This is a genomic window from Streptomyces sp. LS1784 (assembly GCF_020103755.1).
Classification (GTDB): domain Bacteria; phylum Actinomycetota; class Actinomycetes; order Streptomycetales; family Streptomycetaceae; genus Kitasatospora.
Genome location: NZ_JAHSQD010000224.1, coordinates 1 through 12,346 on the forward strand (window position 1 = coordinate 1; position 12,346 = coordinate 12,346).

Consider the following 12,346-nt stretch of genomic DNA (forward strand, 5'->3'; position numbering starts at 1 on the left):
GCCCCGCACGGCCCGGCCGTGCCCTGGGAGGAGTGCCGCCGGCTGTTGGCCGCCGCGCCCGGCCGGGTCTCCGAGCGGCAGTTCGGCCTGATCGCCCGCGATCACTGGTATCGCAGCGAGCGGATCTGGCGGCTCGCCGCCTGCCCGCCCGGTCCGGGCCCGCTGGCCCGGCTCCCGCAGGCCGTCGCCTGGTACCGGGAGGCGCTGGGTTAGGCCGGCGGCGCGGCCGGGACCAGGGTGTTCTCGTTGCGGCGGCCGGCGGCGAAGCCGTCGATGTTGCGGGCGGTGGCGTCGATGATCCGGCCGACGGGGGTGCGGGTGAAGTCAGAGCCGCCCGTGCACGTACGGTCGCCGTCGACCGTACAGCGTGTCCGCCGAAACGGCGCCGCCGTGCCGCCCGGGGATCGGGCGGCACGGCGGCGTTCGGGGCGGTGCGGGATCAGGCCGTGAAGTAGCCGTTCAGGTCGGCGATCACGTGCGTGTCACCCCACTGGTTGAAGAGCGACACCCGGCCGTCCACCACCGGGACGACGACCAGGTTGGCCCTGGTCTGCCCGGCCGTGAAGGTGAGGTTCGCCGCGTCCGGGCGGGCGGTCCCGTGCGGGTAGACGGTCAGTCGGCTGTCCGCCGTCGGCTCGGTGACCGTGACGTTCAGGACCACGGCGGTCACACCGGTGGCCGGCACGCCCTCGATCGCGGTCACCGGCACGCTGAGGACGCCGCCGGGGCCCACCGTTCCGGCCCGGGCGCCGACACCCTTGCGGGTGTCCAGCAGCCGAACCGGGGTGGTCGGGGAGAAGGCCGAGCCGGAGTCCCCGTAGTAGCCGGTGACGTCGGCGGTCAGGTCGACCGAGCCTGCTTCGTTGCGCAGGTCGACCTTCCCGTTCACCACCGGCACCGTCACCAGGTTGGAGACGGTGTGCCCGGTCCCGAAGTTGAGGTTGGACACGCCCGGCAGCGGCCGGCCGTCGGGGTAGACCGTGACCCAGCCCGGCTCGGTCGGGTCCACGGCCGTGACGTTCATGACGACCGCCGTGACCCCGGTCGCCGGAACACCGTTCACACCCGCCACCTGAAGCTCGACCACGCCGCCCGGGCCGACCCGCTGCGCGGGGGCGCCGGTGCCGTCCCGGGTGTCCAGGAAGCGGGCCGGAGTGATCGGGGAGAAGGCCGAGCCGGTGGCCGCGTCGGTGTAGTAGCCGGTGACGTCGGCGGTCAGGTCGACCGAGCCTGCTTCGTTGCGCAGGTCGACCTTCCCGTTCACCACCGGCACCGTCACCAGGTTCGGGACGGTGTGCCCGGTCCCGAAGTTGAGGTTGGACACGCCCGGCAGCGGCCGGCCGTCGGGGTAGACCGTGACCCAGCCCGGCTCGGTCGGGTCCACGGCCGTGACGTTCATGACGACCGCCGTGACCCCGGTCGCCGGAACACCGTTCACACCCGCCACCTGAAGCTCGACCACGCCGCCCGGGCCGACCCGCTGCGCGGGGGCGCCGGTGCCGTCCCGGGTGTCCAGGAAGCGGGCCGGAGTGATCGGGACGAACCGGCTCCTGGCCGGGGCGGTGGCGGCGGTGACGGTGAAGGCGTCGGGGAGCGAGACCCCGTAGACGCCGTCGAGCGCGATGCCGTAACTGCCCGGCGCCAGGCCGTTGGTGTCGAGCAGCACGTCGAGCGCGGTGCCGTCGGCGTTCACGGAGAGCGTCGACAGCAGCGGCCAGCTGGAGGAGCCGTTGCCCACCAGCTTGGCCCTGCTGCCCAGGGTTAGCCCCTTGCCCCGGATCACGGCCTGGACCCTCGTCCCGGCGGCGCCGCTGGACGGGCTGACCGAGGTCAGGGCCGTCTGCGGCCGCGGTACCGGGCAGGCGGAGTCGCAGGTGCCCTGCATGCTGTACTCGACCGGTGTGCCCGCCGTGACGCTGCTCAGCACCAGTACGGCCTGCTCGGCCCGCGAGTCGGACAGGCACCGGCCCCCGAAGGTCCCGTAGTTGGAGATGCACTGGTAGCCGGAGTAGTCGTCCCACCGGGAGCCCCGCATCAGGCCCAGCCACGGGATGTCGTTCATCCCGGTGGCGCTGCTGGTGCCGACCACGTTGAAGGACTGGTTGGCCTTCATGTCGACCACCGCGCAGTAGCCGGTCGAGTCGTCGGTGAACACCCCGCTGCGCTGCGGGAAGCCATCGACGGCGATCGGGTTCGCGGTGCACTCGGGCGCCCAGCCCTCGGCCGTCTGGAACTTCCAGGCGTCGACCCTGGTGTGGATCGGCTTGCCCTGGTACCCGGAGGCGAGCACGACCGCGGTGTACGAGCCCGTGCCGGTGAGCTTGCAGGCGGTGCCGAACTGGGTGCAGAGCCACTTGCCCTCGGTGTCGACGACGCTGAGCAGTGCGTTCTTGCCGTTCGGGCCGTCCGAGGTCCGGACGCCCAGCGTGTACTTGTCGCTGCTCGCGGCGGTGATCCGGACGCAGCGGGCGTCCAGCGCCGAGGTCAGGTCGAAGGAGGTGCCGGGGCCGCCGACCTTGGTCGAGGCCGGGGTCAGGCAGTTCCCGCTCGGCGAGATGTCGTGCCGGACGAGCTTGTACGTGTCCGGCCCGCCCCAGCCGTTCAGCAGCGCGGTGTACGGGGCGCCGGCGGCCAGTCGGCAGGTCTTGGCCGAGTTCCCGTACGAGACCGCCGTGCAGACCGGGGTGCCGGCGGCGTCGACCACCGTCACCTCGGCGTTGAGCTGGTTCTTGATGTTGGTGTAGTCGACCAGTTCGAGGGTGGAGTGCTGGTCCGCGGGCAGGCTCAGACAGGCCTGCGGTGCGGCCGCGGTCAGCGGGACCTCGGCGCCCCAGGTGCCGTCGAACCCGCTCTGCGGCCAGGCGGTGCAGCCGTCGGTCACCTCGGTCCGGTGGACCACCAGCCCGTAGGCCTTGGACGGCGTTCCGGTCAGCACCGCGCGGAACGGGGCGATGCCGGTCAGCTTGCAGGTGGTGGACGAGCCGCCGCTGATCTCGCACTGCTTGGCGCCCGAGGCGTCGAGGACCTGGGCATTGACCGGCGTGCCGTCGGCGGGCGGCCGGTTGAGCAGGTAGACGCCCTTTCCGGAGGCGGTCGGCAGGGACAGGCAGAGCTGCTGGCCAGGCCCGTCGAAGGTGCCCGTGGCCGGGCCGGCCGTCAGGCCGGTGTCGTTGGTGGCGACGCAGCCCCTGGTCTCCTTGGTCGAGTGGAAGGCCATGCCGAACGCGCCGACCGAGGTGGCGTACGCGTCGACGGCCCAGGTGTAGTCACCAGGTGTCAGGTCGCAGGCGCCCTGGTAGCAGAGTCCGCCCTTCGGGGTGCCGTCGGCTGCGAGCAGCCCGCCGGAGACGGAGCCGTCGTTCTGGACGACCGGGCCGAAGTCGTACCTCGCGGACTCCGGGACGCGCAGGGTGCGGCACCGGGTGGCGGAGGTCAGATCCGGGGAGACACCGAACGCCTGGGGCTCGACCAGCGTGCAGCCCTCCGGGTGGGAGAGCCGCGCCGCGAAGAAGTCGTACGCCAGGGCCTCGCCGTTGTGGCGCTGGACGGTGATCCGGAACGGTGCGGTGCCGGTGAGCCGGCAGTCGGGGTAGATCCACTGGCCGCAGACCTGGGCGCCCGTGGCGTCGTAGACGACGACGGTGCCGCGCTGGACCGCGGAACCGGTGCGGAGCATGTCGCCGGCGACGAGGTCGTTCGCCTGGTAGCAGTCACCGGCCGAACCGAGTGCCAGCGAGCCCTGGAAGACGGTCGGGGCGCCCAGGGCGAGGTCGGCGGCGCTCACCGTCCGGCAGGCCGCGGTGGACAGCAGCGGCAGGTACGACACCGCGAGACCGGTCGCCGAACCGGTGACGATGCCGACCTTCAGCGTGTACGTGCCCGCCTGGGTGATGGCGCACCGCAGGGCCTTGTTGCTGCCCCAGCTCGGGCCGACCGGGTCGTCGCAGTTCACGATGGTGCCGTCCGGTGCGACCACGGTCGGGGTGATCGATCCCTGGGTGGCGACGATCTGCACGAGCAGCAGGTCCTTCTGCTGCGGCAGGGTGAGGCTGAAGACGGCGGTCGCGCTCTGGTCGAGGGTGCAGCTCGCCACCGTGCCGGGCTGCAGCTCCGTCGGGCACGGGCCGTTCGGGGCGGCCTGCTGGAGCTCGCGGGCGGCGGCTCCTTGGTCGGCCTTCCGGTCCGGCGCGGCGGCCGTGGTGCCCGCCGTCGCGGTCGGGCTCGGGTTCTGGCTCGACTTCGCGGTCGGGCTCGGGTTCTGGCTCGGGTTCGCAGTCGGACTCGGGTCAGCGGTCGGACTCGGCTTCGAGCTCTGGTCCGCCGGAGCGCCCGCCTGCGGCGCGGCGGCCGCCGTAGGAGTTGCCCCCACGGCCTGGGCCGGTGCGGCCTGGCCCACCAGCGAGGCCAGAACGGCCAGCAGGAGGGCCCCGGAGGCGGCTGCGCGGCCGCCTCCACCTCGCTTCCGTCGTACTCGTCTGCCGATCGGCAGCACGTTCATCCATTCCCCCCATTGTGGGCAGGTCGCGCTCACGGAAAGACCACACATGTGATCGAGCGGGCGGAGTCTAGCGAGGCGCATACGCACGGTGCCATCGGATTCCGGAACTCCGACCAGCCCGTCCCGTACCCCAGCTGACGATGGATCAGGGGCCTCCGGCGGGAGGGCGGCAGGACCGTGGATTCGGATGCGGCCCGTGAGAGCGCGAGGTCGGCGAGGGTGTCGTCACCGTCGCGTTGACGGGACGTCGGCGCGTGTTCCGCGGATGGGCTGTGCCGGTTCCGACCCCGAAAGTGCCCGGACGACGCTGGGCGGGTTCCACTTCCTCGGCCTGGGCTCCGCGCTCCGACACGGACTGCCGGGTCCCGGAGGCGTGCGGAGCCCTGGGAAGGGGGCCCCGGGCCCCGGCAGGACGGTCGGCGATGCGGCCCGGTGAGGCGTCAGCCGTCCGTCGCCGCCGGACGTCCTTCGCCCGCTGTGGCCGGCGGGCCTCACGGTCCGTGAACGCCGGGACGACCCGGCTCCTCGCGGGGTCAGGCCTTCGGTACCAGGGTGTTCTCGTTGCGGTGGCCGGCGGCGTAGTCGTCGATGTTGCGGGCGGTGGCGTCGATGATCTGGCCGACGGCGGTGCGGGTGAAGTAGGCCTGGTGGCTGGTGACGAGGACCTGGGGGAAGGTGACGAGGCGGGCGAGGGTGTCGTCGGTGATGCCCTGGATGGAGCGGTCGGTGAAGAAGACGCCGGTCTCCTCCTCGTAGACGTCGAGGCCGACGCCGGAGAGGCGTCCGGCGCGCAGCGTCTCGACCAGGGCGAGGCTGTCGACGAGGCCGCCGCGGCTGGAGTTGATGAGGATGGCGTCGTCCTTCATCCGGGCGAGGGCGGCCCCGTCGATGAGGTGATGGGTGGCGGGGAGGAGGGGGACGTGGAGGCTCACCAGGTCGGCGCGGGTGAGGAGTTCGGGCAGCTCGGTGTACGTCATACCGAGGTCCAGGCAGGCCGGGTTCTGCGCGATGTCCCAGCCGAGCAGTTCGGTGCCGAAGCCGGCCGCGATCCGGGCGAAGCACTCGCCGATCTTGCCGGTGCCGATCACGCCGACCGTCATGCCGTGGACGTCCCGGCCGAGCAGGCCGTCGAGGCGGAAGTCGAACTCGCGGGTGCGGTTGGCGGCGCGGTTGAGGCGGCGGTTGACGGCCAGGGCGAGGGCCCAGGCGTGCTCGGCGACGGAGTGCGGGCTGTAGTGCGAGACGCGGGCGACGGTGAGGCCGAGGTCGGCGGCGGCGTCGAGGTCGATGTTGTTGAAGCCGGTGGAGCGCTGGGCGATCAGCTTGGTGCCCCCGGCGGCGAGGACGGCGAGGGTCTCGGCGTCCAGGACGGCGTTGACGCTGCTGCTGACGGCCGGGTAGCCGGCGGCCAGCGGGGCGGTGTCGCGGTTGAGGAACACGTCCAGGCAGCGCAGCCCGTGCCGGCCGGCGAAGGCCTGCTCCAGCAGCGGCCGCTCGTCGGCCTGCACCCCGTACGCGAGGATCTCCATGCCCGGTCCCTCCAGTCGGCTCCTGCGGCCACGCTAGCGGGCGGGGCCGGGCGCGGGCCACCGGACGTCCGGGACGTGCGCGGGCCCCCGGAGCGCGCGGTGCGCTCCGGGGGCCCGCGGGAGGGCGCAGGGCGGTCAGATGACCGTCTCGGCCTCCAGGTAGCGGTCCTGCGGCACGGTCTTCAGCTCGGCGACCGCCTCGGCCAGCGGCACCAGGTTGATGTTGGTGCCCTGCAGCGCGGTGATGTGCCCGAAGGCGCCCTTGTGGACGGCCTCGACGGCGTGCCAGCCGAAGCGGGTGGCGAGCACCCGGTCGTAGGCGGTCGGGGTGCCGCCGCGCTGGGTGTGGCCGAGGATCACCGGCCGGGCCTCCTTGCCGAGGCGGTGCTCCAGTTCGCGGGACAGCTGGGTGGCGATGCCGGTGAACCGCTCGTGGCCGTAGATGTCCTTGGTGCCCTCCTCCCAGTGCATGGTGCCGGGCTCGGGCTTGGCGCCTTCGGCGCAGACCACGATGGCGAACTTCTTCTGCCGGTCGAAGCGCTCGCGGACGACGGCGGTGAGCTTCTCGATGTGGAACGGGCGCTCCGGGACGACGATGGCGTGCGCGCCGGCCGCCATGCCCGCGTTCAGCGCGATCCAGCCGGTGTGCCGGCCCATGACCTCGACGACCATGACCCGCTGGTGGGACTCGGCGGTGGTCTTCAGCCGGTCCAGAGCCTCGGTGGCCACCGAGACGGCGGTGTCGAAGCCGAAGGTCACGTCGGTGGCGGCGATGTCGTTGTCGATGGTCTTCGGCACACCGACGATCGGCAGGCCCGCGTCGCTCATCAGCTTGGCGGCCTTCAGGGTGCCCTCGCCGCCGATCGGGATGACCGCGTCCAGGCCGAGGTCGGAGCAGTACTTCCTGGCCCGCTCGACGCCGTCCCGCAGGTGGCTCGGCTGGACCCGGGAGGAACCGAGGATGGTGCCGCCCTGGGCCAGGATGCCGCTCACCGAGTCCAGGGTCAGGGGGCGGTGGTGGCCCTCCAGGAATCCGCGCCACCCGTCCTCGAACCCGATGATCTCGTCGCCGTGGTCGACCACCCCCCGGTGGACCACGGAGCGGATCACCGCGTTCAGGCCGGGGCAGTCACCGCCGCTGGTCAGCACTCCAATACGCATTAGCTTTGCAACTCCCGAGCAGAACCGAGGAACGGCCGGACTACAGGCTGGGACGACGAGCCGACACCGCAACGGGGCGCTCCCGCACCGTGGTGGCGGGGAGGCGGCCGTGGGGTGAAGGACCGGCCGATCCGGACAGAACGCCCGAAAACGGCCGCGAAGTCGAGCATACGGCCCCTGGTCCGGCCGGGCAGGAGCCGATGCGGGAGCGGCGCCGTCGGCGCCCCCGCGCGGAATTGCAGCCTGCTGCCGAGGAGGGTGTGCAGTAGGCAGCCCCCATTGTGGTACTTCCGGGGCCGCCCGCGGACCGGGTGACCGCATGGCGGGCACCCGACCGGGGCGTACGGATGTACTACTGGGGGCGCGTCGCGGCCGCGATGCGCTCGGCGCGCAGCGCGTCGTACCAGGTGGTGTCGGCCGGCGGCAGGGCGCTCACGTCCAGTGCCAGCTTGAGCAGCATGTCGGCCACGGCGGGGTTGCGGGCCAGCACGGGGCCGTGCAGGTAGGTGCCGAACACGGTGTCCCGCCAGGCGCCCTCGGTGCCGTCACCGGTGCCGTTGCCCCGGCCGACGGAGACGTTCGCGAACGGCTGGACGCCCTGGCCGAGGTGGGTGACGCCCTGGTGGTTCTCGAAGCCGGTCAGCTGCGGCAGGCCGAGCCGGGGGTCGACGTCGGCGAGCACGTCGCCGACGCAGCGGGCGCCCTCGCCGCGGGTGGTCCAGACGTCGAGCAGGCCCAGGCCCGGCTCGCGCTCCCCGAGGTCGTTGATGAACTCGTGGCCCATGATCTGGAAGCCGGCGCAGACGCCGAAGATGATCGCGCCGTTCTCGGCGGCCCGCACCAGGCCGCTGTCGGCGCGCAGCCGCTCGGCGGCCAGGCGCTGCGGGCGGTCCTCGCCGCCGCCGATCAGGTAGATGTCGCCGCTGGTGGGGATCGCCTGGTCGGAGCGGACGTCGATCCGGGTCACGTTGAGGTGGCGCTGGCGGGCCCGGCGCTCCACGACCAGGGCGTTGCCCCGGTCGCCGTAGGTGCTGAGCAGGTCCGGGTAGACCCAGACCACGCGCAGGCTGCTCTCACTCATCCTCGAAGGCCTTCCGTCACGTAAAGACTGGTGTGCGGGCGCGGCATCAGCCGGCCACGACCTTCCGCAGCTGCTGGAAGGCGGTGTAGTTGGCGATGGCCTCGATCCGGCCGGGCGGGGCCATCCGGACGGCCTGCTCCAGGGTGTCGACCACGTGGAACTGGAGCCCGGCGACCTCCAGACGGACCGCCAGGTCCAGCTTGCGCTGGCCCATCACGAAGACCGGGTGCCCGGCGAGGCGCTCGTAGTCGACGTCCCACAGCCAGGAGGTGTCGGTGCCGTCGGCGTCGAGGGCGTTGACGGAGAGGATCACCGGAGCGGGCGGGCCGTCGATCAGGGAGAAGGTCTCCAGCCAGCCGGCCGGGTTCTTGGCCAGCAGCAGGCGGATGTCCCGGCCCTGGTACTGGACCACGTCGTAGCGGCCGGCCACGGCGGCCACCGAGCGCATCCGCTCCAGGGCGACCTGCGGGGCGACGCCGAACACGGCGGCGACGGCGGCCGAGCTGGTGGCGTTGGCCAGGTTGGCCCGGCCGGGCAGCTGGAGCTGGATGGGCCAGGCGCCGCGCTGCGGGTCGATCACGTGGGTGCCCTGGAGTGCCCAGTGCGGGTTGGGCCGGCGGAAGCCGCAGTCCTGGCAGAACCAGTCGTCGCCGGGGCGCTGCATCACACCGCCGCAGGCGGGGCAGGACCAGGCGTCCTCCTTCCAGGCCTGTCCGGCGGCCACCCAGACCACCTTCTTGCAGGAGGAGGCGGCCCAGGTCACCAGCGGGTCGTCGGCGTTGGCGATGACCACGGCCTCGGTGTTCTGGAGGCCCTCGCGCCACTTCTCGGCCATCATCCGGGTCTCGGCGGCGCGGTCGAGCTGGTCGCGGGAGAGGTTGAGCAGGGCGATCGCCTTGGGGCGGGTGTCGCGGGCGACCGTCGCCAGGTACTTCTCGTCGACCTCGATCACGCCGAAGCGGGCGTCCGTGCCGCCGGCCAGGGCGGAGGTGATGCCGGCGGGCATGTTGGCGCCCAGGGCGTTGGAGACCACCGGGCCGGCGGCGCGCAGCGCCTCGGCGATCAGGCGGGTGGTGGTGGTCTTGCCGTTGGTCGCGCTGACCAGGACGACGTCGAGGTGGTCGGCGAGGGTGGCGAGCAGGTCGGGGTCGAGCTTGAGGGCGACCTTGCCGCCGATCACCGAGCCGCTCCCGCGCCCGGCCTTGCGCGACACGGCGGCGGCGACCCGGCCGGCGGTGACCGCGATCTTGGCGCGCGCCGGCAGCGAGGCGTCGCGTGCGCCTGTGGGCTCCGATTCGGTGCCTGCCATGCTCAGTGGTTCCTCCTTGCTGCGGCACCGCCCGCGACCGGATAACGGGCCGTCGGGCGGCGGGGACGGGGGCCAGCCTACCGACTCCGTCGCCCGACCGGACGATCCGGACCCCGCGCCGCCTGCTGCGACGCGCTCGCGGGTGCTGCTGAGGGCCCGTCAAGGAGGGCGGTGTACGGAGCGACCCCTTACTGCTTGACGACGCTCCACGGGTACCGCCGGGTTCCCGAGCCGTCCGGTAAGGATCTGGTGAAGAAATGATCAGCGGTCCGGGCGGTGGGTGCAGCCGGCCGGATTCCCGGCGGCCAGCGTGGCGGTGATCACCAGGGTGCCGTCGTCGGCCCGGAAGTCCAGCGGCGCGTCCAGCCGTCGCATCGCGGCGATCAGCCCGGTGTTGGTGCCGTGGGTCACCGCGTAGACCGTCCGGACGCCGGCCGCCCGGGCCGTTGCCGACAGCTGCCGCAGCAGCGCCAGGCCCAGCCCGTGCCGCTGCCAGGCGTCCTCGACCAGGACGGCCAGCTCGGCCTCGCCGTCGTCCCACATCAGGTGCCCGAGCGCGACGATCCGCCCGTCCGGGGCGGTCACCGCGAGGCTGCGGCCGTGCCGGGGGTCCAGGAGGTGGTCCAGGTAGCGGCCGGCGTCGCGGACCGGGCCGTGGTAGCGCAGCCGCAGCGCGGCGGGGGAGCAGCGGTCGTGCATCGCCAGCGCCGCCGCCCGGTCGGCGGGCCCGGCCGGACGCAGCAGCAGCCCGGTCCCGTCCGGCAGGGACAGCCGGGACGGGGCCTCCGGTGCCTGGCCGGTGGTGCGGGTGGCGGAGGGGTGCGGCCGGACGGTCCGGTACGGGCCGCCGGTGAGTGCGGGCAGCCGGGTGGCCTGTCCTTCGGGCGCCGCGCACCTGCGGTCGGACCTGCGGAAGGGCCGGTGCCAGAGCCGTTCGGGGCGCGTGCGTGATGCCTTCATGCCGCCGACGCTACCGACGGTGCGCTTCCGTTCGGTTACGTGATCGTGAACGTGCGAATGCCCGTGTCGCGGTCGGGCGGTGGGACGCCGGGACGGGTTCGGGACGGGTTCGGGACGGCGGGTCGGCCGATCGGGACGGCGTCGGCGCAGGTCCCGACCGGTGCCTCATGCGGCCGGGGCGGCCGACGGTGGACGGCGTTCCGGGCGCTCAGGGCAGTCGCGAGACCTGGTAGTGCGCGATGGCCCACCCGTCGTCGGAGCGCTTCAGTAGGACGCCGAGGTTGACGGTGAGGGTCGGGCGGTCGGTGAAGGCGAACTCGGTGGCCAGGTAGCCGAGGAGCAGGCCTTCGGTCGGCCGGCGGGTCTCCAGGACGCGGTACTCGGCGGTCATTCCGAGCGGCTGGGACTCGTAGTAGGCGGCGACGCCCGCGCGTCCGACGCTGTAGGGGTGCAGGCCCTGGAAGACCGCGTCCTCGGTGAAGAGGGCGGCCACCCGGTCGGGCCGGTGCTGGTCGACGGCGGCCTTCCAGCGGTCGAGCACGTCGCGCAGGATCGCCTCGTCCTGGGTGTCGGTCCGGTTCATCGCTCTGCTCCGGGAGTCGAAGGGAAGGGACGGGGCAGCGGGGGCTCAGCGGCCGGCGCTCATGCCGCCGTCCACGTGGAGGATCTCCCCGGTGACGAAGGCCGCGTTCTCCAGGTAGAGCACGGCGTCGACGATGTCGGCGATCTCGCCCAGGCGGCCGACGGGGTTCATCCGGGCCAGGTGGTCGTGGGTCTCGGGGGCGTGCATCGGGGTCCGGACGTTGCCGGGGGAGACGGCGTTCACCCGGATGCCCCGGGTGGCGTACTCGATGGCCAGGGACTTGGTGGCGGACTGCAGGCCGCCCTTGGTCAGCGAGGCGAGCACGGAGGGGACCCGGGTGTCGGCGTTGTCGACCAGGCTGGTGGTGATGTTGACGATGTGTCCGCCGCCCTGCGAGAGCATCTGGCGGACGGCCAGCTGGGTGAGGTGGAAGAAGCCGGTCAGGTTGACGCCGGTCACGGCGGCGTAGTCGGCGGGCGTGTAGTCGGTGAAGGGCTTGGCGACGAACAGTCCCGCGTTGTTGACCAGGGTGTCGATCCGGCCGAAGCGCTCGATCGCGGCGGAGACCAGCCGTTCGGCGGTCGCCGGATCGGCGATGTCGCCCGGGACGGCGAGGACGCCCGCGTCGTCGGCGGGGGCGATGCCGCGCGAGGTCGCCACCACGGCGTGGCCGAGCTTGCGGTAGCCGTCGACCAGGCCGGCCCCGATGCCTTGGGAGGCTCCGGTGATGAGGGCGACCTTCTGCCGCGGCACTGACCGGGACGTGGGCATGACCTGCCTCCGGTGGGTGTGGCCGGGCATCGGCCCGGTGGCGGGTGTGGGATCGGTGTCGACCACGGTGGCGGCTCCGTCCTTTCGGGGCGTTCGCCGGTCGACTCCTCGACGGTAGGCCGGGCGCCATGGTCGGGCAACGCCGAACCGCCCCAGCGCCGGGACCGGCTTCCTCCCTCCCGGAAGGCTGGGTCTTCCAGGCCTGGTCGGGGGCGCTGCCGCCGCCGGTCGTGGCGCCGGTCGGGCGGCGGACGGACGGTGAGGGGGCGGCGGAGCCCCGGTCCTGGGGTGCGATCCCGACGGAACCCCCTGAGGACGGAGCCGGGCCGTGAACGAGTTCCTGGTCGAGATCACGACCGTCGTGCCCGAGGGCACCCCCGCCGAGGAGGTGGACCGGCGGCGCGCCGCCGAGGCCGTCCGCGCCCGCGAGCCGGCCGCCGCCGGCTACCTGGCG

The 12,346-nt window shown here is 73.2% G+C and carries 9 protein-coding genes and 1 pseudogene; 2 read left to right on the top strand and 8 right to left on the bottom strand.

Translation table 11 applies throughout. The features are described 5' to 3' along the window. A pseudogene (locus KS423_RS24020) lies at positions 1-213 on the top strand (NAD(P)-dependent oxidoreductase); the annotation flags it as partial. A 226-nt stretch (positions 214-439) separates the two neighbouring features. Here the strand turns inward: KS423_RS24020 and KS423_RS24025 are convergent. From KS423_RS24025 to KS423_RS24060, 8 genes are all read right to left on the bottom strand, one after another. Continuing rightward, positions 440-4,498 carry a hypothetical protein gene (locus KS423_RS24025; RefSeq protein ID WP_224281740.1) on the bottom strand — a complete coding sequence of 1,353 codons (4,059 nt, stop codon included), beginning with the start codon at positions 4,496-4,498 and terminating at the stop codon, positions 440-442. Between the two features lie 533 nt (positions 4,499-5,031). Beyond that, positions 5,032-6,027 carry a 2-hydroxyacid dehydrogenase gene (locus KS423_RS24030; RefSeq protein WP_224281742.1) on the bottom strand — a complete coding sequence of 332 codons (996 nt, stop codon included), beginning with the start codon at positions 6,025-6,027 and terminating at the stop codon, positions 5,032-5,034. 135 nt (positions 6,028-6,162) lie between these two features. Then, positions 6,163-7,188 carry a 6-phosphofructokinase gene (locus KS423_RS24035; RefSeq protein ID WP_224281744.1) on the bottom strand — a complete coding sequence of 342 codons (1,026 nt, stop codon included), beginning with the start codon at positions 7,186-7,188 and terminating at the stop codon, positions 6,163-6,165. A gap of 352 nt (positions 7,189-7,540) precedes the next feature. Beyond that, positions 7,541-8,269 carry a type 1 glutamine amidotransferase gene (locus tag KS423_RS24040; protein WP_224281746.1) on the bottom strand — a complete coding sequence of 243 codons (729 nt, stop codon included), beginning with the start codon at positions 8,267-8,269 and terminating at the stop codon, positions 7,541-7,543. 46 nt (positions 8,270-8,315) lie between these two features. Then, on the bottom strand, positions 8,316-9,578 hold the full coding sequence (locus KS423_RS24045) for a MurT ligase domain-containing protein (RefSeq protein WP_224281748.1): 1,263 nt from the start codon (positions 9,576-9,578) through the stop codon (positions 8,316-8,318). Between the two features lie 261 nt (positions 9,579-9,839). Beyond that, positions 9,840-10,538 (bottom strand): GNAT family N-acetyltransferase, encoded by a 699-nt coding sequence (locus tag KS423_RS24050; RefSeq protein WP_308020240.1) that lies wholly within the window; start codon positions 10,536-10,538, stop codon positions 9,840-9,842. A 208-nt stretch (positions 10,539-10,746) separates the two neighbouring features. Next, on the bottom strand, positions 10,747-11,121 hold the full coding sequence (locus KS423_RS24055; RefSeq protein ID WP_224281750.1) for an SgcJ/EcaC family oxidoreductase: 375 nt from the start codon (positions 11,119-11,121) through the stop codon (positions 10,747-10,749). Positions 11,122-11,166: 45 nt separating this feature from the next. Beyond that, complete coding sequence (locus KS423_RS24060) at positions 11,167-11,892, bottom strand: SDR family NAD(P)-dependent oxidoreductase (RefSeq protein ID WP_224281752.1); 726 nt, start codon at positions 11,890-11,892, stop codon at positions 11,167-11,169. A 328-nt stretch (positions 11,893-12,220) separates the two neighbouring features. Here KS423_RS24060 and KS423_RS24065 point away from each other — a divergent pair. Continuing rightward, on the top strand, positions 12,221-12,346 hold a 126-nt coding region (locus KS423_RS24065), incomplete at its 3' end, for a muconolactone Delta-isomerase family protein (RefSeq protein ID WP_224281754.1).

What these genes read in the sequence shown, in the direction of transcription:
- KS423_RS24025 (WP_224281740.1), bottom strand. Translation starts at nt 4,498, where the DNA reads ATGAACGTGCTGCCGATCGGCAGACGAGTACGACGGAAGCGAGGTGGA.
- KS423_RS24030 (WP_224281742.1), bottom strand. Translation starts at nt 6,027, where the DNA reads ATGGAGATCCTCGCGTACGGGGTGCAGGCCGACGAGCGGCCGCTGCTG.
- KS423_RS24035 (WP_224281744.1), bottom strand. Translation starts at nt 7,188, where the DNA reads ATGCGTATTGGAGTGCTGACCAGCGGCGGTGACTGCCCCGGCCTGAAC.
- KS423_RS24040 (WP_224281746.1), bottom strand. Translation starts at nt 8,269, where the DNA reads ATGAGTGAGAGCAGCCTGCGCGTGGTCTGGGTCTACCCGGACCTGCTC.
- KS423_RS24045 (WP_224281748.1), bottom strand. Translation starts at nt 9,578, where the DNA reads ATGGCAGGCACCGAATCGGAGCCCACAGGCGCACGCGACGCCTCGCTG.
- KS423_RS24050 (WP_308020240.1), bottom strand. Translation starts at nt 10,538, where the DNA reads ATGAAGGCATCACGCACGCGCCCCGAACGGCTCTGGCACCGGCCCTTC.
- KS423_RS24055 (WP_224281750.1), bottom strand. Translation starts at nt 11,121, where the DNA reads ATGAACCGGACCGACACCCAGGACGAGGCGATCCTGCGCGACGTGCTC.
- KS423_RS24060 (WP_224281752.1), bottom strand. Translation starts at nt 11,892, where the DNA reads ATGCCCACGTCCCGGTCAGTGCCGCGGCAGAAGGTCGCCCTCATCACC.